The sequence below is a fragment of the Nocardia miyunensis NBRC 108239 genome (assembly GCF_001613065.1).
GTDB classification, from domain to species: Bacteria; Actinomycetota; Actinomycetes; order Mycobacteriales; family Mycobacteriaceae; genus Nocardia; species Nocardia miyunensis.
In genome coordinates this window covers 1-26,689 of the sequence record NZ_BDBQ01000064.1, presented here as the reverse complement: position 1 = coordinate 26,689, position 26,689 = coordinate 1, and the positions used below count along the sequence as shown (strand labels likewise).

Below are 26,689 nucleotides of genomic sequence, written 5' to 3'. Positions count from 1 at the left end.
CTCTGAGCTGCAGATTTATCGCGCGCCACCGTCGCGCTCTCGCCGAAGTCCGGAGCTCGGAACATGATAGGGGCTTGTTAATTATGTTTTGGTTCCCTACAGTCTTAACGCTGTCGGCTTCGACACATTTCATGAGAGGTCTTGATCATGTTACGAGCCACCTCCCTCCCGCATTCACCCGGACCGGCAGCGGTCGCATTCGGCGCCCGGCGCGCGAATGTCGCGGCGATCATCGGAAGCGCCCTCGAGTTCTACGACTTCACCGTGTACAGCCTGGCCGCGACGCTGGTATTCGGTCCGCTGTTCTTCCCCGGGTCGGATCCACTCGTCGGCACCATCCAGTCACTGGCGACCTACGCGGTCGGCTTCCTGTTCCGGCCGATCGGCGGGATAATCTTCGGCCGCCTCGGTGATCGTATCGGCCGCAAGCGGATCCTGATTCTCACCCTGGTGCTGATGGGCTCGGCGACCACACTGGTCGGCCTCCTGCCGACGTACAACCAGATCGGTGTGGCGGCCCCGATCCTGCTGGTCGTGCTCCGCATCGTGCAGGGCCTCGGTGCCAGCGCGGAGTTCGGGAGCGCGACGATCGTCGCGGTCGAGTTCGCCGATGACCGGCGACGGGGATCGGCCGGCGCACTGCCGGGCATGGGCATCTGGGGCGGCAATCTGACGGCCAACATCGTGCTGACGCTCGCTGTGCTGCTGCCCGATCACCAATTCCTCACCTGGGGATGGCGTATCCCGTTTCTGGTCAGCTTCGTGCTGTTCATCTTCGGTCTCTGGCTCCGCAGCGGGCTGCCGGAGACTCCCGTTTTCGAGGAGCTGCGGCAGGAGGGCAGGCGCGAGCGTTCGCCGCTGCTGCGGCTGCTCAGGACCAATGTCAAAGCTGTGCTGTGCGTAGCGGCAGCTGCCTACGGCACGGCTGCGGTGTCGTTCTTCTACCAGGCCTTCGCCTTGAGTTACGCTCATCGCGAGCTCGGCCTGGACACCGATACGGTCCTGATCGGCACACTCGCCGGCGCGGCTACGGCCCTCGTGGTGACTCCCGTGTTCGGTCGGCTGTCCGATCGCATCGGCCGCATGCCGGTGCTGGTCGGCGGGTTCGCCTTCTCTGCCGTCTTCGCCTTCGTCTTCTTCCCCATGACCGGCCACGGTCATGCCTGGACATATTGGGTCGCAATGGTTCTGGCGATCGGGGTCGGCAACGGCGCGATCTTCGCCGCCGGAGGAACCTTCTTCGCCGAACTGTTCCCCGCCGAGCTGCGCTCGAGTGGATTCGGGCTCAGCCGTGAGTTCGCCAATGCGCTCGGCGCCGCGTTGACACCGCTGATCGCCATCTGGATCGAGTCGGCCTCGGGCGGCAGCACGATCTGGCTCGCCGTCTTCGCGGCGGGCACCGCCGTACTCGCGCTGATCGGCGTGATTGTGGCCGGTGAAACGTACCGTTCCCCGATCGGTGCGCAGGGCGGATCGGACGACAGCCGCGCGCCGGAACCTGTGTGACAGGCCGGTGAGGATGGGGGGGTTGGATTCGCACCGACCATTATTAGGGTATTCTAGTTAAGTTCCGCGATGCAATTATGCTTGTGTTCCGACCGGGACAAGCTCGGATAATTCGTTGCATGCCGCTTGTGGGCAATGGTGTTGCGGGGCTCGCACCTGGGAGTGTGAGTGTCGGATGAGGAAGACCGCGGATCTTGCCGTGGCGATGGAGGTTCGGATGGAACTCGACGGAGCGATTGCCGTGGTCACCGGTGGCACCGGTGCGATCGGCCGCAGTGTGATCGCGTTGTTGGAGCAGCGCGGAGCCCGTGCGGTGGCGTGGGATCTGTTCGCGGAGAGCGGTTCCGGCGATGTGATCACCTGTGATGTGGGTTCGGTCGAGTCGGTGGAGGAGGCGATGGACCGGACCGTCGCGGAGTACGGTGTTCCCACGGTTCTGGTGACGGTCGCCGCGGTGTCCGGTGGGATCAGCCCGCTCGCGACGTCGGCGAACGAACAGGAGTGGGAGAGGGTCTTCACCGCGCCGGAGACCTGGGATCGTGTCATGCGGACCAATGTCGTCGGGGTGGCGAACTGCATGCGGTCGTTCGCGCGGCGGGTCTCGGTCACGGGCAGTTCCGGGGCCATCCTCAATATCTCGAGTATGTCCTCCGGGCCGGTGGCCGAACCGGGTCTGGCCGCGTACTCGGCCTCGAAGGCGGCGTTGAACCAGCTGACCCGGGTGGCGGCCGCGGAGTTGGGCCCGCTCGGAATCCGGGTCAACGCGGTGGGGCCGGGCATGATGGCGACCCCGATGGGCGGCGCCAACCGGCCGGATTCGGTGGCCACGAAGAACTCCGACGCTCGTCCCGCCGACTTCGCTTCCAGCGCGGTCAGATACGTCCCGATCGAGCAGCGCCACGGCACGGGCGAGGACATCGCGCAGGCGGTGGTGGCACTTCTGCAAACCGACTGGGTCACCGGTCAGATCGTGTTCGCGGATGGCGGACTGACCCTCCGGAGCCCGGTTACGACATAGCCGCGGGATCGATGATCGCGCCGCCGATCATCGCCACCGGCCCCGCCCTGCTCTCCGAATAACTAGAGGAATTGGTTATGACTCGTCTGGCACAGACTGCCGGTCTCACCGACATTCAGAAGGAGATCCTGTCGACGGTACGTTCGTTCGTCGACAAGGAAATCATCCCGCACGCTCAGGCCCTGGAACATGCCGACGCCTACCCGCAGGACATCGTCGACGGCATGAAGGAAATGGGCCTGTTCGGTCTGATGATCCCGGAAGCCTATGGCGGACTGGGCGAGTCGCTGCTCACCTACGCACTGGTGGTGGAGGAGATCGCGCGGGGCTGGATGAGCGTATCCGGCGTGATCAACACGCATTTCATCGTCGCCTATATGCTGCGCCAGCACGGCACCGAAGCCCAGAAACAGCACTATCTGCCCAAAATGGCGGAGGGGACGATCCGCGGCGCCTTCTCGATGTCGGAGCCCGACCTGGGATCCGATGTCGCGGCGATCAAGACGCGAGCGCGCCGCGACGGCGACGACTACGTGATCGATGGCGCGAAGATGTGGCTCACCAACGGTGGAACCTCGAATCTGATCGCGCTGCTGGTCAAAACCGACGACGGTGTGGCCGAGGGGGCCGAACCGGTCAAGGCGCATCGTCGGCTCACGACCTTCCTGGTCGAGAAACCCGAGGGGTACGGCGAAGTGGTACCGGGGCTGACCATCCCCGGCAAGATCGCGAAGATGGGGTACAAGGGCGTCGACACCACCGAAGCGGTGTTCAGCGGATTCCGTATCGGCGCCGACCAGATCCTCGGCGGCGCGTCGGGCAAGGGCTTCGCGCACATGATGGACGGTATCGAGGTCGGCCGGGTGAACGTCGCCGCGCGAGCATGCGGCATCGCCGTGCGGGCGTTCGAGCTGGCGGTGGATTACGCCCAGCAGCGCAAGACCTTCGGCAAACCGATCGCCGAACATCAGGCCATCGCGTTCAAGCTCGCCGAAATGGGGACCAAGGTCGAGGCCGCCCACCACATGATGGTCAACGCCGCCCGCTTGAAAGACAGCGGCGAACGCAACGACGTCGCCGCCGGTATGGCCAAGTACCTCGCAAGCGAATACTGCGCGGAGGTCACCCAGGAGGCCTTCCGCATTCACGGTGGATACGGATACAGCAAGGAATACGAGATCGAACGCCTCATGCGCGAGGCTCCGTTCCTACTGATCGGCGAGGGAACCAGCGAGATCCAGAAGACCATCATCAGCCGGGGTCTGCTGCGCGACTACAGAGTCTGATCGCGGCGCGGTTCGTCCGGGGCGCAGCGGGCGAAGCCGCGGCAGGACGTCAGCCTGTTCTCCTCTCCTCGGGACGGCTCGAGGTATTTCGCATCGTGCGCACCGCAGATCGGGCTCTCGGGCTGACTGGATGCGGATCGTCGCCAGGCATGACACTCGTTTTCTTCGGCCGAGAACGACGTGCCGGCCGGTGCGGACGGCACTGTGGTCCGACTACGCCGATACGCCGATCCGGGAGTTCCCCGAACCCGATTGACTCCCTCGTCCCGGATCACCCGCACTCCTCACGACGGATCCCACCGATCCACGTGCACACCCGTCCCGGAGAGCAGCACCGTGAGCACACGATTCCCCAGGCGACTTACTCGGGTTCACGGGTCGCGGTGCCACCCCTCGGTGAAGAGGTCCAGGTAACGGTGCGAGGACAGCCCGGCGGGGGGTTGCCCCAACCACGCCGCCGCGTTGGCGGTGGCCAGTATTTCGTGTGTTTGCAAGTCCGCTCGTACCTGGCCGGCGTTTCGGGCACTGGTCAGCAGGTTGGTGGCGGCGCTGCCCAGCCTGCTGCAGGCCTCGTGTAACGGCGAGGCCGGATCCTGCAGCGAACTCTGTACCGCGCCGGGCAGACCGCCGTAGGCGTTCAATGCGTCGACCAGTTCGCGCATCCAGGTGAAAAGCCCGTCGTCCGCGTCGGCCAGGATGTCGGCGCGCGCGGTGAGGTGGTCGAACAGGTCGCGGACTACCGCTTCCAACAGGGCCTGCCGGTTCGGGAAATGCCGATACAGCGTCGCGATATTCACACCGGCCCGGCGAGCTACCTCCCGCAGCGACGCATCGACGCCCTCGGTCGCGAAGGTGGCCCGCGCGGCATCCATCAGCTGGTCACAGTGCGCCGACTACTTCGTCATGCAACGCCGCAACGGCATCATCGAGCTTCGGATGCACACCGACGGCGGCCCCGCGCGTTTCGGTTTCGCCACGCACAACGCGTGGGCCCAAGCGTGGCAGGAGATCGGCAACGATCCCGACAACGAGGTGCTGATCCTCACCGGAACCGGCGACCAGTGGCTCGGCATACCGGAATCGGCGGCCCTCGACCCCGCCGACGCGGTCAGGGACCTCGCCTCCGGGGCGCGCCCTAAGGACTTCGCCTACGAGCACGGTTTCTACGACCTGACGAAACTGTTGGAGAACTTCGTGTTCGGCATCGACATCCCGACGATCGCGGCGATCAACGGACCGAGCATCGCGCACACCGAGTTCGCCCTGCTTTCCGATATCACCCTCGCCGCGGAGACCGCCACCATCATCGACCCGCATCTGCTGGCCGGCAGCGCACCGGGTGATGGCCAGCAACTCACCCTGCAGGAACTCATCGGCACCAAACGAGCCGCCTACCACCTCTACACCGGGCTGCCCATCGGTGCCCAGCAGGCCCTGGAGCTCGGACTGGTCAACGAGGTCCTGCCGGCCGACCGTCTGCTGCCGCGTGCCTGGGAGCTCGCCGAGTCGATCATGACCCGCCCCCGCACCGCACGGCGGCTGACGCACGCTATCGCGCAGCGTCCCTGGAAGCGACGGCTGGTACAGGACTTGGGATTCGGCGCCGCCCACGAAGCATTCGGCTTGTACGCCGACGGCCTGTTCCACTAGCGAGAAGCCGATCGTACACAGCGGGTTGGCCGATCGGGTGGCGGTCGTGACCGGTGGCGGTCGCGGCATCGGCGCCGCCATCGGGGATGCGTTGTATGCGGCGGGAGCGTCGGTGGCCGTGGTCGATATCGATACCTCTGGGGCGCAGGAGTTGGTGGGCCGGTCGCGTACGCTTTGAGTATGCCGGGCTCCACCGTCGACACTCACTCGTTCAGCTATGGCCAGCGCACGTGCCACCGTTGACTTCCGCCATCGACCGTTAGCAGCGACGGCCACGAGCCCATCCGGAAGTTCCTGCACGATATGCCGCGGCTGGGCGCGCTGAAGCACAGAAACGGTTCGGATAACTACACCTATGCAACAAAGCCGCAGGACGTTAACCTGCGGCTTCGTCGTTTTGTGGTCCTAGCTGGTTTCGAACCAGCGACCTCTCGCGTGTGAGGCGAGCGCTCTCCCGCTGAGCTATAGGACCAGGTGGTGCGGGGTTTTCGGCGGGGAGCGGGGCTCCGTTCCGAACGAGATGAAACTTTAACACGCATCACCCGGGTCCTACCAAATCGCGGCTCTACCTGGGAGTTCTCGATGGGGCGAACAGGGCGTCGGATGGGTTCGGCGGCGGCTGTGGGTGGTGCGGATTCGCGACGGAGTTGTACGCCGGGGTTGGCCGGTTTCTGCCTCATATTCGAACTGGACTGGCGGACATGGCTTCTGAGCGATCCGTCGAGCGGTGTCGTGTGTAGGGGGAGGCTTCGGGGGTGTGGTGGCGTCGGCTGGGCGCGAAGCCTGAACGGGAGGTGACGCCTTGGGGTCCGATAGCGAGCCCGGCCTGCGGAACGACAGGGATGTAATTCCGATTTACCCGCTCTTACCAGCGGATTTGTTGATGGCGCCGATGGTGGGCTAATGTTCTCTCTCGCAGCCGGAAGGCAGAAAAAAGCCGGACGGAGGCACACTGCACATTACAGTGCATGCGGATGTAGCGCAGCTGGTAGCGCATCACCTTGCCAAGGTGAGGGTCGCGGGTTCGAATCCCGTCATCCGCTCGAAGGCCAACCCGGCCTTGGTTGGCGGTGTGGCCGAGTGGTGAGGCAACGGCCTGCAAAGCCGTGCACACGGGTTCGATTCCCGTCGCCGCCTCTTAGTAGGCGAACCACGCGCGATTAGCTCAGCGGGAGAGCGCTTCCCTGACACGGAAGAGGTCACTGGTTCAATCCCAGTATCGCGCACCGAAGAAAAGGCAGGTCAGCCCCGGTTTTTACCGGGGCTGACCTGCTGTTTTTCATGTCCGAAACCCGCCATCCTGCCAAGAGTCTGCCAAGTGGTTTTGCTATCAATGGCCGGGGAGCCGAAAAGGGCTGACCCTGCGGCCCGCAGATCCTCGGGCCGGGTCTGGTTGTAGATCCGTAGCGACACTGCCGGGTCGTGGCCGTGCCAGGCGGCGACCACCAGGGGTGGGACGCCGCGGGCGAGCATCATCGACACCGATGTGTTGCGCAGTCCCGTCGGGGCTGCTGTACGGATAGACCTCCGATTCCGCTAACTGTCAAGCTGCGGTGGCTGATTCGGGTGCCGGCGGGTGAGGAGGCTGATCTGCGAAGGCTTTGACGGGATCGTAGGTCTGGCGTGTTTGCAGGCAGTGGTGGAGTTGGCCAACCATCTTCTTGAACAGGTGGCGGACCGCGGGAGCGTGGCGATCGCCGTGGTCGCGCCGGCGCCGGTAGTGCTGTTGGGCGGGGCCTGGCAGGACGACCATGGTGGTGGCCCAGATCCAGCCGACGGCGGCCAGGCGGTCATTTTTGATCCTGCGGTGGGTGATGGAGATGCTTTTGCCGGAAGCCCGGGTTACGGGCGCTGATCCGGCGTATGCCTCGAGTGCGCGGGCGTTGGCGAATCGGCGGCGGTCGTCGCCGATCTCGGCGAGCATGCGCGCTCCGGTGAGGTCGGCCAGCCCGGGGAAGCTGGTGATGATGGCGTAATCCGGGTGCGTTCTGAACTGTTCGGCCGCAGCCTGTTCCAGCTCGCTAGCGCCAGTGCATGCGGCATTGAGCATCCCCAGTAATGCGAGGGCCTGCTGACCCATTGCGTGCTCGATCGGTCCGGGGTGCCGCAGCTGCGGCAACCGCATGCTGGCGATGATCGCGGAAGCGAGCTGGTCGATACCACGCTGTCGGCCAGCGCGGCGCAGTGCTGCGGTCACTCGCGTCTTGGTCAGTTTCGCTGCCGCAGCGGGTATCGGCGCGATGGCGAGGATTGCCCGTGCTTCGGGTTTGGCCAAGTTGGTGGCTGAGCGGCCTGCGAAGGTGTCCAGGAATGCCGGGTAATACTCGCGCAACAGAGATCGCAGTTCGTTGCTGGCTTTCGTGCGTCTCCAGACCGCGTCCTGCTGGGCGCGCGCGAGAACTGCGATAGCTTGGGCCAGCTCGCTGTCGGCGGGGAGTCGACGATGCAGATGGGCATCGACTCGCAAAATGTTGGCCAGGGTCATCACGTCGGCGTGGTCGGACTTCGCGCGAGCCACCGAATGGCGTTCGCGGTAACGGGCCACGGCCATCGGGTTGATCGCGAACACTGGTCGCCCGGTCGCGCGCAAGGAAGCGACCATGAGCCCCCGCGGGGTCTCGATCGCGACCGGAATCGGGTCGTCCTGGGTGTCGCCCGTGTCGGCCAGCAGCTGGTTCAGCTCAGCGAAACCCGTTGGGTTGTCGGCGATTCGCTTCTTCGCGAGCAGCCTGCCGTCTCGGTCGACGATGGCGATATCGTGGTGACCTTCGGCCCAGTCCATGCCACAGTAAATACTCAATCGAGTCCTCCATCAGATGTATTCCGATGGCCCAGAACCGCAGCGAGAACGCGCAGCACCCTACTTACGAGCCTCTCTCGGGCTTGCCTCCGATGAGCTGTTCGCGATCCCAGCTCACCCGCACGGCGCCGATCTCTCCCAGAGCTCGAAGCTTACGATTGACGGGGCGCCCGGTCGTGCGGGCCGGCTCGAGCCACGAGCAATCTCAGCCGCTGACGACGGACAGACGGCATCGACACACCGTCTCCATCCGTGTCGTTTCCGTTGCCGCGCCGCTGCTCGCCCCGGCCGCGACGCTCGCGATCTATCCGAAGGACTCGTGGCTCCACGGTGACATCCAGGAGTCGCCGCGACCGGACCTGTTTTGAACGATCATCCAGCAGTGCCTGGCCCAGCTCCTTCGAGATCTCAAAGGTCAAGGAGAAGAAGGGGTCTGGGACCACCGAACAATCGTTACGGGATAAGTAGGTGACATCGATCTGGCTTGCCGGGAGGTGGGCCTGGAAGGATGTTCACGTGCCCAAGCCGTATCCGCAGGAGTTCCGTGACGATGTGGTTCGGGTCGCCCGTAATCGTGAGGACGGGGTGACTCTCGAGCAGATCGCCGCTGATTTCGGTGTTCATCCGGGGACGTTGTCGAAATGGATGCGCCAAGCCGAGATCGACGACGGGAACCGGCCTGGTGTCCCGACCGGTGAGTCTGCTGAGCTGCGGGAACTACGCCGCCGCAATCGTCTGCTGGAACAAGAGAACGAGGTATTGCGCCGCGCTGCGGCGTATCTGTCTCAGGCTCATCTACCGGGAAAAGGCTCTACCCGCTCGTGAAAGAGCTTGCCGCCGAAGGGATTCCCGTATCGGTGACGTGCCGGGTATTGCAGCTTGCTCGCCAACCCTACTATCGCTGGCTGAATGCTCCCGTGACCTCTGCCGAGGTCACCGAGGCGTATCGGGCCAATGCGTTGTTCGATGCTCACCGGGACGATCCCGAGTTCGGGTACCGGTTCCTCGCCGATGATGCCCGCGACGCCGGTGAGGCGATGGCCGAGCGGACCGCGTGGCGGATCTGCTCGTCACAACGTTGGTGGAGTGTGTTCGGCAAACGATCCCGCGGAAAGTCCACCCGCCCGGGACCCGCGGTCCACGACGATCTCGTCAAACGGAACTTCACTGCCGAACGACCAAATACGCTGTGGCTCAGCGATATTTCCGAACATCGCACCAGCGAAGGGAAACTTTATCTCTATGCGGTCAAGGATGTCTTCTCGGGCCGGATCGTCGGCTACTCGATCGACTCGCGCATGAAATCGCGATTGGCGGTCACCGCGGTGAACAACGCCGTGGCCCGTCGTGGCAGTTGGAACCATTACATGACGAGCCTGCGCGACTATCTCGAGATCGGCCACGGAAGCCCGTTCGGGAGCCCTGGAGACAGAGCTCGCCGCGAAGCGCGGCCGTCTCTGGATTGCGTCGTTCCACCTTCGAAGTGAGCCGCGGCCGAGCGGATGAATGCACAGGACTCAACGGCGATCAATGTTGCACGTGCCCATATAGAAGCATGGAGTCGTCATGATCGGGATAGAACGAGGGATGCGCTCGCGCCGGATGTGCACGCCTGGGTCACCAGCACCCAATCGGACTTCGGCACGGCAGAACTCACCGGCATCGACGCGTACCTTGAGCCGAAGATCGAGGCAGCGCAGCTCATCGAGCCCGGCAGTGTTCACGAGATCACGGCAATCGGCGACGAATACGCCTTGATGGAGGCGGGGCACTGGCGATCATTCGCCTCCCCGATCCGCATCCCGTGTCTGAGCTGGAATTGTGACGTCTCAGTTCGCCGCGGACAGATCGCGCCCCAGCCTGGCGGCGGTTTCCTGCAGAAGCGGGATGATGATGTCCATATCCAGACCCGCGACGCGGGCCTGGGGACCGGAGACGGACAGGGCTGCGGGGGTGTGGGCGTTCGGGATGGCGACCGCGAAACAGCGCACGCCGATCTCCTGTTCACCGTCGTCCACGGCGTAGCCCTGCTCGCGGATGAACTCGATCTCCTCGCGGAGCACCGCCGCGTCGGTGATCGTGTGAATGGTGCGGGGGCTCATGGTGATTCGCGACAGGATCCGGTCGGTCTCGGCGGGCGACAGGCTCGCCAGCACCGCCTTGCCGACCGCGGTGCAGTGTAGATCCACGCGCTCGCCGATTTCGGTGAACATCCGCATCGCATGAGGGGAGAGCACCTGCGCAACGTAGACGACCTGATCCCCGTCCAGCACAGCCATATTCGAGGTCTCCCCGGTCAAATCACGCAACTGGGTCAGATGCGGGCGCGCCGAGGCGCCCAGTACCTTACCAGCCGTCTCGCCGAGCCGAATCAGCCTGGGCCCCAGGGAATATCGTCGCGAGGGCTGCTGACGGATATAGCCACCCAAGATGAGCGCGCGCAGCAGCCGGTGAATGGTCGGCTGCGGCAGCCCGGAAGCCTCCGCGAGCTGAGACAGTGTTGCCTCCCCGCCCGCATCAGCCACCAGCTCCAGCAGTTCGAAGGCGCGGTCAACGGACTGCACGCCACCGGCGCCCCGCGCCTGCGTGTCGGCCAAGGCGAACTCCTCCTGACTCGTCGTTTCCACCATCTTGACAACGGATCCCGCCGTTCGGAAGGCCCGCCTCCGACACCCCGGAAGCTCCAGGGTTTCGCGCCGATTTCCTGGCATCGGCAGACGCTTCGTGAGCCGATGCCGGGCTTCGCCCGCCCCTCAGGCGGGCGAAGCAGTAGTCGAACGCCTGGTCGACGCTACCACAACTACTTCTGCAATATGGAATTTAAATTCCATTGAACGAATATAGAAGAGAGCGCAACGTGCTGTCAACAGATCGACACAAGTTCGTCCAGATCTGCGAAAAGGCTTGACCGCCGCAGGTCACCGGCGTTAACGTCATTCAACGGAATCATTATTCCACATTGTGGAATCTAACGCGTCCGGAAGAAGAGACGGCATGACACAACCCCTCCCCTATGCGGTGAACCTGTCCATCCTGTTCACCGAACTCCCCTTGCTGGACCGGCCCGCCGCTGCCAAGACTGCCGGATTCGATGCGGTGGAATTCTGGTGGCCCTTCGCCACCGCCACACCCGCCGACGCGGAGATCGACGCCTTCGCCGAGGCCATCGAACAGGCCGGTGTGCGGCTGATCGGACTGAACTTCTTCGCCGGCGACATGGCCGGCGGCGACCGCGGGCTCGTTTCGTGGCCGGGGCGCGAGCAGGAGTTCGCCGACAACGTCGAGGCGGTCGTGCGGATCGGCAGCCGCCTCGGGTGCCCGGCGTTCAACGCCCTGTACGGCAACCGCATCGAGGGCCAGGAGTCCGGCGCCCAGGACGAAGTGGCAATCCGCAATCTGGCCCTGGCCGGCCGCTCGGTCGCCGAGATCGGTGGCACCGTCCTGCTGGAACCGGTCAGCGGCGTTCCCGCCTATCCGCTGAAGACCGCCGAAGACGTTGTCGGAGTGCTGGATCGGGTACGCGAAACACAGGGCGTGACAAATCTCGGCCTGCTCGCGGACCTTTACCATCTCACCGTCAACGGCGATGACCTGGACAAGGTTATCGCGAACTACGCCACTCGGATTGCTCACGTCCAGATCGCCGACGCGCCCGGCCGCCACGAGCCCGGCAGCGGCGAGCTCGACATCTTCGGCTACGTCGACAAGATCAGCGGCACCGGCTACCGCGGTCATGTCGCCGCGGAATACGTACCCACCGGCGCCAGCGCTGACAGTCTGGGTTGGCTGCCCACCGCTCGTTGAAACGTGTCGACCGCCCCGCCGAACGAGCGTCAGGCCGCGGCGGGCCCGGAGGAGACAGCCTGCGTGACCACGCAGGGCCCGCTCGTTCAGCACAAAGATAAAGGAGTTACCTCGATGAGCAGAATCGGATTCATAGGGCTCGGGATCATGGGCTCCCCCATGGCCTCTCATCTGGCCAAGGCGGGGCACGAGGTGCTCGCCCACACCCTCAACCCCGACGCGTACCGCCGGCTCGAGGCCGACGGCGGCAAGGGCGTCGGCAGCATCGAGGCCGCGGTGAAGGACGCCGAGATCGTCATCACCATGCTGCCCAACCACCCTCAGGTCGAGGAGGTGGTACTCGGCGGGGACGGCGTCTTCGCGCACGCGCCCAAGGACGCGCTGCTGATCGACTTCTCCACCATCCGGCCGGAGAGCTCGATCGCCATCGCCGAGGCGGGCGCCACGGCGGGTTTCCGGGTGCTGGACGCGCCGGTCTCGGGCGGTCAGGGCGGCGCCGAAGAGGGCGTGCTGTCCATCATGGTCGGCGGTGACGAGGCCGACTTCATCGCCGCCACTACGATTTTCGAGGCGGTCGGCAAGACCTTCATCCATGTCGGCCCGCACGGCGCCGGGCAGGTGGTCAAGGCCGCCAACCAGCTCGTCGTCGGCGGCACCTACGCGCTGATCGCCGAGGCGATCGTGCTGATGGAGGCGCTGGGCGTGGACGCGGGCAAGGGCTTGGACGTGCTCGCGGGCGGGCTGGCCGGCAGCACCATCCTCGAGCGCAAGCGCGCGTCGATGGTGGCGCGCGAATTCGCCCCCGGATTCCGGATCGACCTGCACCACAAGGATATGGGGATCATCACCGACGCCGCCCGGCAGGCCGATGTGTCGCTGCCGACCGCGGCCCTGACCGCCTCGCTGATCGCCGCGGGACGCGCACAGGGTTACGGCTCGCTCGACCACTCGGCGCTCCTGAAGGTCATCGAGAACCTCAACGGGCGCGGCGACAAGTAATGACGCCGCGAGTCGTCCTGGCGCCGGACAAGTTCAAGGGCTCGCTGAGCGCCGGTGAGGTCGCCGAGGCGCTCGCCACCGGTATCCGGCGCGTCCGCCCCGACGCCGACATCCGCTGGGTCCCGGTGGCCGACGGCGGGGAGGGGACGGTGGATGCCGCGGTCGCCGCCGGATTCGACTGCACCACGGTCGAAGTCGAGGGCCCGACCGGGCAGCCGGTGCGAACGGCGTTCGCGCACAACGGAACCGTCGCGGTCGTCGAGGCGGCCGGGGCATGCGGGCTGTCCCGGCTGCCGGGCGGTGTCCTCGCCCCGCTCACGGCGACCAGCCGCGGCGTCGGCCGACTGCTGCTGGCCGCGCTCGACACCGGCTGCCGCACAGTGGTCCTCGGTGTGGGCGGCAGCGCGTGCACGGACGGGGGCGCCGGGATGCTGGCCGGGCTCGGCGCGATTCTCCTCGATGCGAACGGGCGCCCGGTGGGCCCCGGAGGCGGCGCTCTGGCCGACGCCGCCTATCTGGACCTGCATCGACTGGACTCGCGCATCCATGAGGTAGATCTGGTGCTGGCCAGCGATGTCGACAATCCGCTACTCGGACCCCACGGCGCGGCAGCGGTTTTCGGGCCGCAGAAGGGAGCGGGCACGAGTGAGCTGGCCGTGCTCGAGGCGGGCCTGACGCACTGGTCGCACCTCGTGGCCCAGCGCACCGGCCACGATACCTCCGACCGGCCGGGCGCCGGTGCGGCCGGGGGCATCGGATTCGCGGCGATCGCCGTCCTCGGCGCACGCCGGTCCGGCGGAATCGACGTAATGCTCGACCTGGTCGGATTCGATCGCGGCCTCGAGGGCGCGAACCTCGTGGTGACCGGAGAGGGTTCGCTGGACGAGCAGACCCTGCACGGCAAGGCGCCCGCGGGCGTCGCGGCCCGCGCCGCGAAGGCCGAGGTGCGCACGATCGCGGTGGCCGGACGGCTGTTGCTCGACGAGACACAGCTGCGCGCAGCCGGATTCGCCGCCGCGTATCCGCTCACCGCGCTGGAGCCGGATCTGCGGCGCTGCCAGGACGAGGCCGCGGGGCTGCTGCAACGGCTGGGTGAGCTGATCGCGCGCGAGCAGCTCACCGCCCCGGCGACCGGCCGAACCCCGTAACTCCCGAGTCGCATATTGCAGACCCGCGGCATCCCGGCGCCCGGACAACCACCAACTCGAACCGGCTCTCCTCACCCGGCCTCGACTCCTGATGACCCGAGAAATACACCGACACAAGACTATTGGAGTACACGACATGCCACGCATGAGGACCGTCGACGCGGCCGTCAAGATCCTGGAACTGGAGGGCGCCACACAGGCATTCGGCCTGCCCGGCGCCGCAATCAATCCCTTCTATTCGGCGCTGCGCGCACACGGCGGCGTCAACCACGTGCTGGCCCGCCATGTCGAGGGCGCTGCGCATATGGCCGAGGGCTACACGCGCGCCGCGCACGGCAATATCGGCGTATGCATCGGCACCTCCGGCCCAGCCGGCACCGACATGATCACCGGCTTGTATTCGGCCATCGCGGATTCGATTCCGATCCTGTGCATCACCGGGCAGGCCCCGCGCGCCCGGCTGCACAAGGAGGACTTCCAGGCCGTGGATATCACGGCGATCGCGGCGCCCGTCACGAAAATGGCGGTGACCGTGCTGGAACCGGCGCAGGTGCCCGGCGCATTCCAGCAGGCCTTCCATCTGATGCGCTCGGGCCGCCCAGGCCCGGTGCTGATCGATCTGCCGATCGACGTGCAGCTGGCCGAGATCGACTTCGACCCGGAAACCTATGCGCCGCTTCCGGTCTACAAGCCCGCCGCGACCCGCGCGCAGGCCGCCAAGGCGATCGCTATGCTGACCGCCGCGCAACGGCCGCTGATCGTCGCGGGTGGTGGCATCATCAACGCTGGCGCCGAGGACCTGATGGTCGAACTGGCCGAACTGCTGAACGTTCCGGTCGTGCCCACCCTGATGGGCTGGGGCATCCTGCCCGACGACCACGAATTGGCAGCGGGCATGGCGGGTTTGCAGACCTCCACCCGGTATGGCAATGCCACCCTGCTGGCCAGCGACTTCGTCATGGGCATCGGCAACCGATGGGCCAATCGCCACACCGGTGGACTCGAAACATACTGCAAGGGACGCACTTTCGTGCATATCGACATCGAGCCCACGCAGATCGGGCGGGTGTTCGCCCCGGACTACGGCTTCGCTTCGGACGCCAAGGCGGCGCTGGAGCGGATGATCGAGGTGGCCCGCGAGCGCAAAGAGGCCGGGACGCTGCCCGATTACTCCGGGTGGGTGGCCGAATGCACCGAGCGCAAGCGAACCCTGCACCGCAAGACGCACTTCGACGACATCCCGGTGAAACCGCAACGAGTGTACGAGGAGATGAACCGGGCATTCGGCCGCGACACCCGGTACGTGTCCACGATCGGCCTGTCGCAGATCGCGGGCGCGCAGATGCTGCACGTGTACTCCGCGCGCAACTGGATCAACTGCGGCCAGGCCGGGCCGCTGGGCTGGACGGTGCCCGCTGCGCTCGGCGTGGTCGCCGCCGATCCCTCGCGCAACGTCGTGGCCCTGTCGGGTGACTACGACTTCCAGTTCATGATCGAGGAACTCGCCGTCGGCGCCCAGTTCAATCTGCCGTATATCCATGTGCTGGTGAACAATTCGTATCTCGGCCTGATCCGCCAGGCCCAGCGCGCCTTCGACATGGACTATTTCGTCCAGCTCGGCTTCGACAACATCAACGCCGACGACACGATCGGCCTGGCCAAGGGCTACGGCGTCGACCACGTCCGCGTCGCGGAAGGACTGGGCTGCAAGGCAATCCGAGTCGAAGACCCCAGCGACCTGCCCGCCGCTTTCGCTCGCGCCAAGGACCTCGCCACCGAATTCCGGGTCCCTGTCATCGTCGAAATCATCCTGGAGAAGGTCACCAACATCTCCATGGGCGCAACCGATATCGACAACATCACCGAATTCGAACCCCTGGCCGAAACTTCCGCCGACGCCCCCACGGCTCTACTCCCCCTGCTCTGACACGTCGGCCCCCAGCCCGTATCAGCCGACGCGACGGCCCAGCCACCGCCATACCTGCGACCCAGGTATGGCGGGGCACTGCCCTGATCTCCTGGCTGCCGGCCTCACTCAGAGCCATCGCGTTGCGAACTGGCAACGGTCCCCGAGCAGCTCCCAGCTGCGAACCGGCCCAACTCGGACAACGGGGCATCACGGCGGGACACGAAGACCGCCGGCGAGTGACTGCGTTCCCAGCCGGGTCGCACGTCACTCGGAGGTCTTCGCCATATCAGCTCGCCACGCCGTCTCCAACGTCACGCCACACGGCAACTAGCCGAGCCGGGCGCTGAGACTGCTCGCCGCCTCTTTCAACGCGGCACCGAAAGCGACCTCGGATTCATCGGTCAGGCGGCCGATCGGGATGTTCACACTGAGGCTCGCGATCGGCTTATCGTCGGCTCCCATGACGGCTGCCGCGACGGCGCCGACGTCGGGCCGCCATTCCCCATGATTGACGGCGAACCCTCGTTCCCGGATCACGGCCAGTTCGGCGCGCAGTTCGTCCGGGTCCGTGATCGTCGTGTCGGTATAGCGCGACAGCTCGTCCGCGAGCAACTGTCTGATGACTTCCGGACTGCTGAACGCCAGTACCGCCTTGCCGTTGGCGGACGCGTGCAGGGGAAGTGCGTGCCCCAGCGCCATACTGGTCCGTACCGGTTTGTCCGTTTCCAACCGCTCGATCAGGACCATCTTGCCGTCCTCGGGAACCGTCAGGTGAATGGTCTCCTCAGTGTGTCGGCGCAGGTCCTCCATGATCGGCAAGGCCGTACCGCGCAAACCGAGATCCCCGCTGGCGCGACCGCCGACCGCGAGCGCCTTGGTGGTCATGACCCATCGGGTGACCTCGCCCGACGCGGGGCGAATCCATCCCGCTGTGTCGAGGGTGACCAGCGCACGTTGCACCGAACTCTTGGGCATATCCAATACACGAGCCAACTCGCCGACGCCGATCGGCTGCCGCGCTGCGACCTCTTCCAGCACGCGAAGTGCGTTCAGGACATTCCGCAATGTCTTGACTCCTCGATGTTGCATACCTACGATTACCGGACCTTATCCCGGCACAGTGTGCCACAACACGGCACAGATTGGAAATTGGTGTAGTGACCGCTCACAGTGGACGGCATTTCCTACAGATCCCCGGACCGACCAACGTTCCCGACCGGGTGCTGCACGCCATCGCGCAATCGACCATCGACCACCGCGGACCCGACTTCGCCGAGCTCACCCTGGACCTGCTGCAACGGGTCAAGCCAGTGTTCGGCACCAGCGGTCCGGTCGTCATCTATCCCTCCTCCGGGACCGGGGCGTGGGAAGCGGCACTGGTCAACACCCTCTCGCCGGGTGATCGCGTGCTGGCGTTCGAAACCGGCCATTTCGCCAGCCTGTGGCGTGATATGGCGGAGCGCCTCGGGCTGGTCGTCGACTTCGTTCCCGGGGACTGGCGGCGGGGCGCCGACCCGGCGGCCGTCGCCGAACGGCTGGCCGCCGACACCGAACACAGCATCGCCGCGGTGATGGTCGTCCACAACGAGACCTCGACCGGGGTCACCAGCCGGATACCGGAGATCCGGGCAGCCATCGATGGGGCGGCCCATCCCGCGTTGCTGCTGGTGGACACGATCTCTTCGCTGGGGTCCATCGACTACCGGCACGAGGAGTGGGGCGTCGACGTGACGATCAGCTGCTCACAGAAAGGACTGATGCTGCCCCCCGGCCTGGGCTTCAACGCGATCAGCGAGAAAGCGCTCGCGGCCGCACAGAAGGCGCGGCTGCCGAAGGCCTATTGGGACTGGGCGCCGATCCTGGAGGCCAACGCGCGCGGCTTCTATCCGTACACGCCGTCCACCAACCTGCTCTACGGCCTTCGGGAAGCGTTGCTCCTCCTCGAAGAAGAGGGGCTGCCCAACGTGTTCGCGCGGCACAACCGCCACGCCGAAGCGACGAGGGCGGCCGTCCGTGGCTGGGGCCTCGAGATCCTGTGTGCCGACGAGCGCGAGCACTCCAGCGTCCTGACCGCCGTGCTACTGGACGAGGGACACGATGCGGACAAGGTCCGTCAGATTATCCTGGATCGCTTCGACATGTCACTGGGCGCCGGCCTGAGCAAGCTCGCCGGGCGCGTGTTCCGGATCGGCCACCTCGGCGACTTCAACGACCTGACGCTCGCCGGAACGCTCGCAGGCGTCCAGATGGGGCTCGAATTGGCTGGCGTGAGCGTCGACCCCGCCGGCCTCCAAGCCGCACTCGAAGTCTTGCGTGCCGAATGACACCTCCACTGTCGAGCTTTCCATCGAACCATTGATCATTCGCTCGGGACTCGGCGGATAACGTCGTAAGCCCACCATGAGGGCATGGGCATTACGACCCGCCACATCGCAGATCCGCGAGGCCCGGCGCTGGAATCCGGTGCCGGCATCCTGCCCTCGACTCCCATTGCTCCAACACAAGCCGACGCCGACCGCGTGGGCAACCTACAAGGAGGTAGGTCGTTGATCGAGCAGACTTCCCCTGTCCGGCGTCTGGCCCACATGAAGCGGTGGACCTATATCTTGCCGGTTATTGTCTTCATCTACGTTATCTGTTACATCGACCGAACGAACATCAGTTTCGCGCTGCCCCACCTCAAGACCGACATGCACCTCAGCGGGTCTCAACAGGGTCTCGCGAGCGGCATCTTCTTCTGGGGCTACCTGCTGCTGCAGATCCCCGGCGGATATATCGCCGAACGCTGGAGCGCGAAACGGTGGGTCGCGATCCTGATGGTGTTGTGGAGTGTGGCCGCGATATCCTCCGGCTTCACCCACACCTTCGGTGAACTCCTCCTCACGCGTTTCCTGCTCGGGGTGGCCGAGGGTGGCGTGCAACCGGCGCTGATGGCCACCATCCGGTCCTGGTTCCCGTTCGCCGAACGAAGCCGGGCATACGCGATCTTCAAGCTCTACACACCGATCGCAGCGATAATCGCCGCCCCGTTCTCCGGCATCATCCTGACCTACGCCGACTGGCGTTGGTTGTTCATCATCCAGGGCGGGGCTCCGCTGATCATCGGGATCATCGCCTGGCTGGCGGTGATCCGCGACACGCCCGCCAAAGCAGGCTGGCTGTCGGAGGCCGAGCGCAACTTCATCGAGAATTCTCGGATCGAGGAGGGCGAGCCACTCGAGCAACAGGCGACGTTCAAGGCCGCTCTCACGAGCAAGATCGTGTGGTATTTCGCTCTGATCTACACGTTGACGCAGACGGGCCTGCTCGGCCTCACGTTGTGGCTGCCGAGCGTGCTCAAGAAGGCTTTCCATACCGACATGCAGGTGGGTATCGTCGCGATATTGCCCCAGATCGCCGCGGGTATCGCCATCATTCTCATCGGCAGATCGGCAGACCGCCGGGGCGGGCACGCTACCCATATGTCGGTGGTTCTCGGTTGCGGGGCGGTGATTCTCGCCGGCGCGGGCTTGATCTCGCCGCACCAGAAGTGGCTTGTGCTCGCGGCGATGATCCTCGGCACGGCGGCGTCGATCGCCTGGTACGGGCCGTTCTGGGCGACGGTCACCAAGCTCACCCCCTTGGCGGCCGCGGGCGCAGGGATCGGTCTGATCAACGGTGTCGGCAACCTGGGCAGCTTCGTCGGGCCGTACATCGGCGGATGGCTCAGCGACCTCAGCGGTGGTGGATACGCGCTCACCCAGGTGTTCTTCGGTCTGGTCTTCGCCGCTGCGGCACTGCTTGTCCTGCCGTTGCGTAAGGAGCTGCGGGCGATGAACCTCGAATCGTCCGGATCGAAGGAAGCACAGGTGCCGGACCCCGCCTGACTCAACCGGCCATCGCGGCGCGGCGGGGGGCCGCCTGACGGCCCCTCGCCGCGTTGGCGCTTGCTGCGAATGACAACGGCTCGAAAGGACGAGTGATGACCTCCCCGATGACTGACACAGCCGCGACCGATCGGTCAACGGTCGCACCGCGTCTGGAGCAGGCGCTCCGCGCGACGATGGAGGGCGAGGTCGCGTTCGACGACTACAGCCGCCACATCTTCTCCCGCGACGCCAGCATGTACTCGATAACTCCGCTGGGCGTCGTGTTTCCACGTCACGCCGACGACGTCGCCGCTGCGGTGCGGGTCGCCGGTGAACTCGGCGTGCCGATCGTGCCCCGGGGCGCGGGAACGAGCCTGGCCGGCCAGACTGTGGGCCCCGGCCTGGTGCTCGACCTGTCGCGACACATGAACCGGATCGTGGAGATCGACCCGGTCGCCCGCACCGCGCTGGTGGAGGTCGGGGTGGTGCAGGATCAGCTCAACCAGGCAGTCGCCGCTCACGGGCTGATGTTCGGCCCGGACACTTCAACCAGCAACCGAGCCACGATCGGCGGGATGATAGGCAACAATTCCGCGGGAAGTGGCTCCCTGACATATGGCATGACGATCGATCACGTACGGGCACTGGACGTGGTGCTCTCCGACGGATCGCGCGCCCGGCTGGAACCCGTCGACGAGGCCGAGCGGAAACGCCGGGCGACGGCGCAGACGCTGGAGGGCCGGATCTACCAGGCACTCCCGGATCTTGTCGTCGCGAACGAGGAGATCATCAGGGCCGGGATGCCGGTGTTCTGGCGTCGCGCCGGCGGTTACCGGCTCGACCGGCTGGTGGGCTTCGGGGAAGACAATCCGTTCGATCTGGCCAAGTTCGTGGTGGGTGCGGAGGGCACCCTGGTGGTCGTCACCCACGCTCTGGTGGACCTGGTGCCCAAGCCCGCGCGCACGGTGTACGCCGTCGGGCACTTCACCGACACCGCGAGCGCCATCGCGGCCACCACGGACGCATTGAGCTGCGAACCGCACCAGGTCGAGCTGATGGACCGCACGATCCTGGAACTGTCCCGGCAGAAGATCGAGTACGCCGAGCTCGGGAACCTCCTCGTCGGCGATCCGGGCGCACTGCTGTTCGTCTCGTTCAGCGGTGACGACGAAGCGAGCCAGATCGCCAAGCTGGACCGGCTCGAGGGGCTGTGGCAGCAAAACGGGCATGGATATCACACCCTCCGCGCGGTCACTCCCGCCGACCAGGGAGCGTTGCTCAAGGTCCGCAAGTCCAGCTTGGGCCTGCTCATGGCGGCCGGCTCGGGCACTCGCCGCCCACTAGCCTTCGTGGAGGACACCGCGGTCGATCCGGCTCACCTGGCGGAATACACCAAGCGGTTCAAGGAGATCCTCGACGACCACCAGATGGAAGCGGGGTTCTACGGCCACTGCTCGGTAGGCTGCCTGCACATCCGCCCGTTCGTCGACCTGACCAAACCGGACGAAGTGGCCAAGATGCGCACCGTCGCCGAAGCCATCAAGGATCTCGTAGCCGAGTACGGCGGGGTGAACTCCAGCGAACACGGAGACGGCCTCGCCCGCAGCGAGTTCAACCGGGAGATCTTCGGCGACCGACTCTACGAGGTGATGCGCACGGTCAAGCGCATCTTCGACCCCGGCAGCGGCATGAATCCGGGCAAGATCGTCGACGCGCCATCGATGACCGAGAACCTGCGTGACCGCGACGCGCTGCCGCCCGCCCCGCCACTGACGACCATGCTGCAATTCGAGGTCGTCGGCGGCATGCGCGGCGCCGCGGATCGCTGTATGAACATCGGCCTGTGCCGGAAGTCCACCTCGGGCGTGATGTGCCCGTCCTATATCGCGACCAACAACGAGGAGCACGCCACCCGCGGCCGGGCCAACGCTCTGGTGAAAGCACTGTCCGAACCGGACCCGCACGCCGCGCTGGGCGGCGAGCGGCTGCACGAGATCCTCGACCTGTGCCTGATGTGCAAGGCATGCAAGAGCGAATGCCCGATGAGTGTGGACATGGCCTCGCTCAAGGCCGAGACGCTCCATCATCACCATGAGATCCACGGAGTTCCGTTGCGCTCGAGGATCTTCGGCTCCATCCGCCTGCTCAACCGGATCGGCTCGGCGACCGCACCGCTGTCGAACCTGCCCGGCCGCAACGGATTCGCGCGCCGGATCATGGAGAGCGCCTTGGGCATCACGGCCGCCCGCCCGCTGCCGGTCTTCGAGCGGGTCAGCCTGCTGCGCTGGTTCCGCCGGCACCGGCGGGCTGTGCCCCTGGGCCATGCGCCATTGGGCACCGTGCAGTGGCTTGCCGACTCGTTCACCACCTTCACCGAGCCACACATCGGCAGTGCGGCCATCGAGCTGCTGGAGTGCGCGGGGTGGGGGGTCGAGCTTGCCAGTGGCGGTTGCTGTGGCCGGTCGAGCCTGTCCAAGGGACTACTCGACGACGCGAAGAAGAAGGCGGCGGGGTTGGTGGCGTCGCTGGCCGCGACGGATCCGGCCTCGCCGATCGTGGGCTGTGAGCCGTCGTGTCTGTTCACGTTGCGCGACGAGCACACGGCGCTGCTGCCGGATTCGGAGACGTTGCGAGAGGTTGCTGGGCGGGTCAAGCAGGTGGAGGAGTTGCTGGTCGAGGCGATCGATGCGGGGCGGCTGACGCTGCGAGCGGATTCCCGGTTCGCGGGCCGCCGGATCGTGTATCACGGTCATTGCCACCAGAAGGCCGAGGTTGGCACGGCGGCCACGATGGCGCTGCTGCGCCGGATCCCGGGTGTGCAGGTGGAGGAAATCAACTCCGGCTGCTGCGGGATGGCCGGCTCGTTCGGTTTCGAGTCGGAGCACTACGAGACGTCCATGACGGTCGGCGGAGACCGGCTCTTCCCGGCCCTCGCGGCGGAGCCGGAGGACACGATCGTGGCCGCGACCGGTGTGTCATGTCGGCAGCAGATCTTCCACGGAGCGGGCCGCACCGCGTGGCACCCGGTTGAGCTGGTACGCGAGGCGCTGGCCGGCCCCGGCCGAGAATAGGAGACATCTCATGCGTATTGTCCGCTACTCGCTCGACGGGCAGGCCAGGAATGGCGTGGTCGTCGGGGATGTGGTGCACGAGTTTCCCGGCGGGAATGCCGAGCCGGGCGCGGTGGTGGGGAGCCTGGCGGAGCTGACCCTGCTCGCCCCGTGCGATCCCCGCACGATCGTCTGTGCCGGCAGCAACTACGCCGGTCAGATCGCCGAGAAAGGCAGGCCATGGCCGCAGCGGCCACCACTGTTCTTGAAGGCCCCCAACGCGATCACCGCCCCTGACGCGGTGATACTGCGGCCGCGGGAGGTGCAGCGCCTGGAGTACGAGGGTGAGCTGGCCGTCGTCATCGGCCGCACCGCCCGGGAGGTGCCGGCCGATCGTGCGGCGGACTTCGTGCTGGGCTATACCTGCGCGAACGACGTCACCGCGCATGATTGGCGAGATGATGGCCAGTGGACGCGGGCGAAGAGCGCGGACACCTTCTGCCCACTGGGTCCGTGGATCGAGACGGACATAGCCGATCCGTCGGCGTTGCGGATCACCACCCGGCTCGGCGGCCGGGTCGTCCAAGATGAATCGACCTCGGACATGGTGTTCGGGATAGGTGAGCTGCTGGCGTTCGTCACCCGATGGATCACTCTCGAACCCGGCGATGTGCTGCTCACCGGCAGTCCTGCCGGGGTCGGGCCGATGGTGCCCGGTGACATCGTCGAGGTCGAAATCTCTGGCATCGGCACGCTTCGCAACACAGTGGCCGACCGGGGTTGAGCTACACCGCGATTTTCTTCCACGGTGGGAAACATGGAGGCGGAGGATATGTTCACCACAGAATCGAACCCACCCTTGACCGGCGTGACCGTGCTCGAGGTCGGCGCGTTCATGGCGGCCCCGTACGCAACGATGCAATTGGCCGACCTCGGTGCCCGCGTGATCAAGGTGGAGAACCCCGACGGTGGTGATCCCGTGCGCGCCACCGGGCCGTTCATCGACGGGGAGAGTTCCCCGTTCCTGCGGCTGAACCGCAACAAGGAATCGGTCACGCTCGACCTCAAAGCCGAACGCGACAATGCCGCGTTCCGGGAACTCGTCCGCGAGGCAGACGTCCTGGTCGAGAACCTCCGGCCGGGAGCGATGAGCCGATTGGGACTCGACTATCCGACCCTGCGCGAGGAGAACCCGCGCCTGATCTACGCCTCGGCGTCGGGATGGGGCCAGGACGGGCCCCTCGCCCACCTCCCCGGTCTGGACATCATGGCGCAGGCCCGCAGTGGCCTGATGAGCATCACCGGGTTTCCCGGTCACGACCCCGCCAAGGTCGGCGTCCCGATCTGCGACCTCGCGTGTGCCCTCTACATCGCCCTGGCAGTGACCGCGGCGTTGCGCGAGCGAGACCGGTCGGGGGAAGGTCAGCACATCGATGTCTCCCTGCTGGAATCAGGCGTCTCCCTGGCGATATGGGAAGCCGGCATGTATTTCGCCGACGGAACCGTCCCGCGCCCGCACGGATCCGCGCATCAGAACAACGCGCCCTACCAGGCGGTGCGGTCCGCTGACGGGCACGTCACCATCGGTGCGACCACACCGAAGAACTGGTCGGCGTTCTGCCACACACTGGGTCTGGACGACCTGCTCTCCGACCCGCGATACGGTGATGCTTACTCCAGGCGGCAGTATCGCGAAGAGCTCGTCGAGGCCATCGAGAAGGTCACCACGACCCGGACGTCGCGGTCCATCGTGGACGACCTAGAGCTGGCGGGGGTACCGTGCGCCCCGATCCTCGATTACGCACAGGTGTTCACCGACGAGACGCTGCGAGACCGGGATTTCCTCTGGGACGCACCGCATCCCACGCTGGGCTCGGTCGAGCAGCTGGGATCCCCGATGCGATTCTCCCGCACTCCCGTGCGGCGGGCGCATGCCGGACCACTACTGGGCGATTCGACCACAACGGTCCGCGCGGAAATGGGCCACGTCGACCGAGAAGGTGACAAGTAACGATGAGCACATCCGAAGTCGAGATCAACGCCGAGAACCACGTACTCACCGTGACGTTCAACCGGCCGGATCAGCGGAACGCAATGACCTGGGCCATGTATGAGGCGCTCGAGCAAGCCTGCGACCGGGCCGACTCCGACAGCGCGATCCGGGTCATGGTCCTGCGCGGTGCCGACGGTCGCGCATTCGTCGCCGGTACGGACATCAGCCAATTCACCCTGTTCTCCACGGGTCAGGACGGCGTGGACTACGAGCGCCGGGTGAGCGCGGTGCTCAACCGGCTGCAAGCGGTGACGATCCCCACCGTAGCCTCGATCGACGGCTACTGCGTCGGGGGCGGTCTCGGCATCGCCTGCGCGGTCGACCTGCGGGTCGCGACGACCCGAGCGAAATTCGGAGTTCCGATCGCACGCACACTCGGGAATTGCGTCTCGACGGCCGCCCTCGACCTGCTCGTGCGGAACTTCGGTCACTCACGCACGATCGCACTCCTGCTGACAGCCGAGTTGATGAGCGCCGAGGAGGCCCATACGGCGGGATTCCTGGTGGCGCTGGCGGATGACGCGGACAGAGCAACCGAAGCGATCACCGAACGCATCGTCGCACACGCGCCCTTGAGTATGTGGGCATCCAAGGAAGGGCTGCGGAGACTACACCGCAGCGGACGCGACGCCGACGTGACCGATATCGTCTCGCGCGTCTACGGCTCCCCCGACTTCCGGAACGCGGTTGAGGCGTTCGTGGCGAAACGAGCGCCGAACTGGAAATGTCACGGCGACTGGACGACCGGCGAAGACTCATAGTGGTGATCGCCACCGCCGACAGCAGTAGCCGGCCATTTCGACCACGTCCGTTTCGGCGGCGGGGGCCACCACGGCGGCTGGGGTCACCGAAGCTCGGGTAGCTCGTCAATGAGCGCGGTTGGGCTGGGTTACCCGGAGCGAGCAGATGCAAAAGTCGTAATCAATCGAACGATCACTTTATTGAAGGTTGGTCATGCCAGCGAAACCGATCACGTCGATCACCCTGGTTCAGGCGCAAGCCATCGTGGGCGCGGCGCTTGAATACGCACGCGGCAACGCGTTTCCCTCGATGACCATCGCGGTGCTGGATGCCGCAGGCAAGCTCGTGGCCTTCGCCCGGGAAGACGGCTCCAGCCTGCTGCGCGAACCCATCGCCCGAGCGAAAGCCCACGGGGCGTTGAACATGGGGGTCGGCAGCCGCAGTCTGGCCGCGATGGCGGCCGCTCGCCCCGCGTTTGTGAACTCCCTGATCGCGCTCGCCGACGGCAATCTCGTCCCCGGCCCCGGTGGCGTGCTCGTCCACGACGAGGACGACCGCCTCGTCGGCGCGGTCGGGGTGAGTGGCCACCTGCCGGACGACGACGAGGTATGCGCGATCCACGGCATCACCGCCGCCGGCCTGCGCGCTGATCCCGGCGCATGATCCGATCCTCGGCCGTTCGCCCCTGCCACCACGTCCCCGCAGCGGCGAACGCGCTCCACGCTGCGTCCGCCGCGTGTCGGTACGGCGCTCGGCATGGTTTCGGCGCCTATTCTTCGCTGGTCGGACACTTTACCCCAGCGAGCGGATCGAGGCGGTCATGGCAGTCGAGTTCGACATCTGCGGCACTGCGTGCATCCGGCAGATGCTGCGGACT

At 65.9% G+C, this 26,689-nt stretch carries 22 protein-coding genes and 4 tRNA genes; 21 read left to right on the top strand and 5 right to left on the bottom strand.

Annotation, left to right across the window (positions count from 1 at the left end):
- Positions 1-147: 147 nt before the first annotated feature.
- The 3 genes from NM2_RS27630 to NM2_RS27620 all read left to right on the top strand — a co-directional run bounded on the left by NM2_RS27630 (position 148) and on the right by NM2_RS27620 (position 3,810).
- Positions 148-1,506, top strand: coding sequence for an MFS transporter (locus tag NM2_RS27630; protein WP_067674442.1), 1,359 nt, complete (start codon positions 148-150; stop codon positions 1,504-1,506).
- A gap of 217 nt (positions 1,507-1,723) precedes the next feature.
- Positions 1,724-2,524 carry an SDR family NAD(P)-dependent oxidoreductase gene (locus tag NM2_RS27625; RefSeq protein WP_169816247.1) on the top strand — a complete coding sequence of 267 codons (801 nt, stop codon included), beginning with the start codon at positions 1,724-1,726 and terminating at the stop codon, positions 2,522-2,524.
- 77 nt (positions 2,525-2,601) lie between these two features.
- On the top strand, positions 2,602-3,810 hold the full coding sequence (locus NM2_RS27620; protein ID WP_067674439.1) for an acyl-CoA dehydrogenase family protein: 1,209 nt from the start codon (positions 2,602-2,604) through the stop codon (positions 3,808-3,810).
- Between the two features lie 371 nt (positions 3,811-4,181).
- On the opposite strand, the gene NM2_RS27615 is transcribed toward NM2_RS27620, so the two are convergent.
- Positions 4,182-4,682: a TetR/AcrR family transcriptional regulator gene (locus tag NM2_RS27615; RefSeq protein WP_067674437.1), complete on the bottom strand. Its 501-nt coding sequence runs from the start codon at positions 4,680-4,682 to the stop codon at positions 4,182-4,184.
- On the opposite strand from NM2_RS27615, the gene NM2_RS27610 reads away from it, so the two are divergent.
- Together NM2_RS27610 and NM2_RS49385 are read left to right on the top strand one after the other, a co-directional pair.
- On the top strand, positions 4,663-5,460 hold the full coding sequence (locus NM2_RS27610) for an enoyl-CoA hydratase/isomerase family protein (RefSeq protein ID WP_067674436.1): 798 nt from the start codon (positions 4,663-4,665) through the stop codon (positions 5,458-5,460). The genes NM2_RS27615 and NM2_RS27610 overlap by 20 nt on opposite strands.
- A gap of 46 nt (positions 5,461-5,506) precedes the next feature.
- Positions 5,507-5,638: a hypothetical protein gene (locus NM2_RS49385; RefSeq protein WP_245718248.1), complete on the top strand. Its 132-nt coding sequence runs from the start codon at positions 5,507-5,509 to the stop codon at positions 5,636-5,638.
- Positions 5,639-5,860: 222 nt separating this feature from the next.
- On the opposite strand, the gene NM2_RS27605 is transcribed toward NM2_RS49385, so the two are convergent.
- Positions 5,861-5,932, bottom strand: a tRNA-Val gene (locus NM2_RS27605).
- Positions 5,933-6,430: 498 nt separating this feature from the next.
- Between NM2_RS27605 and NM2_RS27600 the strand changes: the two genes are divergently transcribed.
- The 3 genes from NM2_RS27600 (at position 6,431) to NM2_RS27590 (ending at position 6,686) form a co-directional block, all read left to right on the top strand.
- Positions 6,431-6,503: transfer RNA gene (locus NM2_RS27600), tRNA-Gly, on the top strand.
- A gap of 23 nt (positions 6,504-6,526) precedes the next feature.
- Positions 6,527-6,597, top strand: a tRNA-Cys gene (locus NM2_RS27595).
- A gap of 17 nt (positions 6,598-6,614) precedes the next feature.
- Positions 6,615-6,686: transfer RNA gene (locus NM2_RS27590), tRNA-Val, on the top strand.
- 317 nt (positions 6,687-7,003) lie between these two features.
- Here the strand turns inward: NM2_RS27590 and NM2_RS27585 are convergent.
- A complete protein-coding gene (locus tag NM2_RS27585) occupies positions 7,004-8,242 on the bottom strand; it encodes an IS110 family RNA-guided transposase (RefSeq protein ID WP_169816246.1) in 1,239 nt (412 codons plus the stop codon).
- Between the two features lie 534 nt (positions 8,243-8,776).
- Here NM2_RS27585 and NM2_RS50985 point away from each other — a divergent pair.
- Complete coding sequence (locus NM2_RS50985; RefSeq protein WP_067674526.1) at positions 8,777-9,085, top strand: IS3 family transposase; 309 nt, start codon at positions 8,777-8,779, stop codon at positions 9,083-9,085.
- Positions 9,086-9,177: 92 nt separating this feature from the next.
- The gene (locus tag NM2_RS27570) at positions 9,178-9,747 is read left to right on the top strand and encodes a DDE-type integrase/transposase/recombinase (RefSeq protein ID WP_218026006.1); all 570 of its coding nucleotides are present in this window, start codon (positions 9,178-9,180) and stop codon (positions 9,745-9,747) included.
- A 342-nt stretch (positions 9,748-10,089) separates the two neighbouring features.
- Here the strand turns inward: NM2_RS27570 and NM2_RS27565 are convergent, their stop codons facing one another.
- A complete protein-coding gene (locus tag NM2_RS27565) occupies positions 10,090-10,890 on the bottom strand; it encodes an IclR family transcriptional regulator (RefSeq protein ID WP_067674430.1) in 801 nt (266 codons plus the stop codon).
- A 364-nt stretch (positions 10,891-11,254) separates the two neighbouring features.
- Here NM2_RS27565 and NM2_RS27560 point away from each other — a divergent pair, with 364 nt between their 5' ends.
- The 4 genes from NM2_RS27560 to gcl all read left to right on the top strand — a co-directional run bounded on the left by NM2_RS27560 (position 11,255) and on the right by gcl (position 16,138).
- Positions 11,255-12,064 carry a hydroxypyruvate isomerase family protein gene (locus tag NM2_RS27560; protein WP_067674428.1) on the top strand — a complete coding sequence of 270 codons (810 nt, stop codon included), beginning with the start codon at positions 11,255-11,257 and terminating at the stop codon, positions 12,062-12,064.
- Positions 12,065-12,178: 114 nt separating this feature from the next.
- Positions 12,179-13,063: an NAD(P)-dependent oxidoreductase gene (locus tag NM2_RS27555; protein ID WP_067674426.1), complete on the top strand. Its 885-nt coding sequence runs from the start codon at positions 12,179-12,181 to the stop codon at positions 13,061-13,063.
- Complete coding sequence (locus NM2_RS27550) at positions 13,063-14,211, top strand: glycerate kinase (protein ID WP_067674424.1); 1,149 nt, start codon at positions 13,063-13,065, stop codon at positions 14,209-14,211. The genes NM2_RS27555 and NM2_RS27550 overlap by 1 nt, the downstream gene beginning before the upstream one ends.
- Before the next feature lie 136 nt (positions 14,212-14,347).
- The gene (gcl, locus tag NM2_RS27545; protein WP_067674422.1) at positions 14,348-16,138 is read left to right on the top strand and encodes a glyoxylate carboligase; all 1,791 of its coding nucleotides are present in this window, start codon (positions 14,348-14,350) and stop codon (positions 16,136-16,138) included.
- Between the two features lie 309 nt (positions 16,139-16,447).
- On the opposite strand, the gene NM2_RS27540 is transcribed toward gcl, so the two are convergent.
- Entirely contained in the window at positions 16,448-17,185 is a 738-nt protein-coding gene (locus NM2_RS27540; RefSeq protein WP_067674524.1) for an IclR family transcriptional regulator, read from the bottom strand.
- Positions 17,186-17,277: 92 nt separating this feature from the next.
- Between NM2_RS27540 and NM2_RS27535 the strand changes: the two genes are divergently transcribed.
- The 7 genes from NM2_RS27535 (at position 17,278) to NM2_RS27505 (ending at position 26,475) form a co-directional block, all read left to right on the top strand.
- On the top strand, positions 17,278-18,444 hold the full coding sequence (locus NM2_RS27535; protein ID WP_040829642.1) for a pyridoxal-phosphate-dependent aminotransferase family protein: 1,167 nt from the start codon (positions 17,278-17,280) through the stop codon (positions 18,442-18,444).
- 222 nt (positions 18,445-18,666) lie between these two features.
- Positions 18,667-19,986 carry an MFS transporter gene (locus NM2_RS27530; protein WP_169816245.1) on the top strand — a complete coding sequence of 440 codons (1,320 nt, stop codon included), beginning with the start codon at positions 18,667-18,669 and terminating at the stop codon, positions 19,984-19,986.
- 107 nt (positions 19,987-20,093) lie between these two features.
- Positions 20,094-23,039, top strand: coding sequence for an FAD-binding and (Fe-S)-binding domain-containing protein (locus NM2_RS27525; protein WP_245718247.1), 2,946 nt, complete (start codon positions 20,094-20,096; stop codon positions 23,037-23,039).
- Positions 23,040-23,049: 10 nt separating this feature from the next.
- Positions 23,050-23,802 carry a fumarylacetoacetate hydrolase family protein gene (locus NM2_RS27520; RefSeq protein ID WP_067674415.1) on the top strand — a complete coding sequence of 251 codons (753 nt, stop codon included), beginning with the start codon at positions 23,050-23,052 and terminating at the stop codon, positions 23,800-23,802.
- A 48-nt stretch (positions 23,803-23,850) separates the two neighbouring features.
- On the top strand, positions 23,851-25,029 hold the full coding sequence (locus NM2_RS27515) for a CaiB/BaiF CoA transferase family protein (RefSeq protein ID WP_067674522.1): 1,179 nt from the start codon (positions 23,851-23,853) through the stop codon (positions 25,027-25,029).
- A 2-nt stretch (positions 25,030-25,031) separates the two neighbouring features.
- A complete protein-coding gene (locus NM2_RS27510) occupies positions 25,032-25,832 on the top strand; it encodes an enoyl-CoA hydratase (protein WP_067674413.1) in 801 nt (266 codons plus the stop codon).
- A 193-nt stretch (positions 25,833-26,025) separates the two neighbouring features.
- Positions 26,026-26,475, top strand: a complete 450-nt coding sequence (locus NM2_RS27505) for a GlcG/HbpS family heme-binding protein (protein WP_218026005.1) — start codon at positions 26,026-26,028, stop codon at positions 26,473-26,475.
- The last annotated feature ends 214 nt before the right edge of the window (positions 26,476-26,689 follow it).

Bases quoted from the DNA above. Each gene is read 5' to 3' on its own strand.
- NM2_RS27615 (WP_067674437.1), bottom strand. From the start codon at position 4,682: ATGGATGCCGCGCGGGCCACCTTCGCGACCGAGGGCGTCGATGCGTCG.
- NM2_RS27510 (WP_067674413.1), top strand. From the start codon at position 25,032: ATGAGCACATCCGAAGTCGAGATCAACGCCGAGAACCACGTACTCACC.
- NM2_RS27520 (WP_067674415.1), top strand. From the start codon at position 23,050: ATGCGTATTGTCCGCTACTCGCTCGACGGGCAGGCCAGGAATGGCGTG.
- gcl (WP_067674422.1), top strand. From the start codon at position 14,348: ATGCCACGCATGAGGACCGTCGACGCGGCCGTCAAGATCCTGGAACTG.
- NM2_RS27550 (WP_067674424.1), top strand. From the start codon at position 13,063: ATGACGCCGCGAGTCGTCCTGGCGCCGGACAAGTTCAAGGGCTCGCTG.
- NM2_RS27585 (WP_169816246.1), bottom strand. From the start codon at position 8,242: ATGGACTGGGCCGAAGGTCACCACGATATCGCCATCGTCGACCGAGAC.
- NM2_RS27515 (WP_067674522.1), top strand. From the start codon at position 23,851: ATGTTCACCACAGAATCGAACCCACCCTTGACCGGCGTGACCGTGCTC.
- NM2_RS27555 (WP_067674426.1), top strand. From the start codon at position 12,179: ATGAGCAGAATCGGATTCATAGGGCTCGGGATCATGGGCTCCCCCATG.
- NM2_RS27560 (WP_067674428.1), top strand. From the start codon at position 11,255: ATGACACAACCCCTCCCCTATGCGGTGAACCTGTCCATCCTGTTCACC.
- NM2_RS27630 (WP_067674442.1), top strand. From the start codon at position 148: ATGTTACGAGCCACCTCCCTCCCGCATTCACCCGGACCGGCAGCGGTC.
- NM2_RS27625 (WP_169816247.1), top strand. From the start codon at position 1,724: ATGGAACTCGACGGAGCGATTGCCGTGGTCACCGGTGGCACCGGTGCG.
- NM2_RS27620 (WP_067674439.1), top strand. From the start codon at position 2,602: ATGACTCGTCTGGCACAGACTGCCGGTCTCACCGACATTCAGAAGGAG.
- NM2_RS27505 (WP_218026005.1), top strand. From the start codon at position 26,026: ATGCCAGCGAAACCGATCACGTCGATCACCCTGGTTCAGGCGCAAGCC.
- NM2_RS27565 (WP_067674430.1), bottom strand. From the start codon at position 10,890: ATGGTGGAAACGACGAGTCAGGAGGAGTTCGCCTTGGCCGACACGCAG.
- NM2_RS27525 (WP_245718247.1), top strand. From the start codon at position 20,094: ATGACTGACACAGCCGCGACCGATCGGTCAACGGTCGCACCGCGTCTG.